At 59.6% G+C, this 327-nt stretch carries 1 protein-coding gene; it reads right to left on the bottom strand.

The genetic code is table 11. The features are described 5' to 3' along the window. The coding region (locus AC0L3U_RS38890; RefSeq protein WP_473365040.1) for a hypothetical protein at nucleotides 1-207 on the bottom strand (207 nt) is incomplete at its 3' end. Between the last annotated feature and the right edge of the window lie 120 nt (nucleotides 208-327).

Genomic DNA, 327 nt, shown 5'->3' with positions numbered 1-327 from the left:
ATCCAAAGCACCCGTGCCGTTGTTTCGATCAAGGGCTTGCATCAGCCCGGGGCGCTTGAGCAGTTCCCTGGCCAGCTTGATATTCGCATCGTGCTCCGCATTCCCGGTCAAGGGTTGACGTGCCATCCTGCTTATATGCTGTGGCGTGACGGTCGCTGCGTACCAGGGTTTGAACGCGTTGTATTTGTCCAGCAGGCCCTGAGCCAACACCTCGTTGCTTTGCTTGCCATATACGGGATCCGGCAGTGTTGGGTTGGGACGTGCGGGCGGGCCCGGTTTTCAATAGCACAGCGCACTCGTGCAAACCGTGCTGCAACCCAGGCCCGC

It is taken from the genome of Bradyrhizobium sp. Kon69, assembly GCF_055807515.1.
This window is presented reverse-complemented; position numbering and strand designations above follow the sequence as displayed.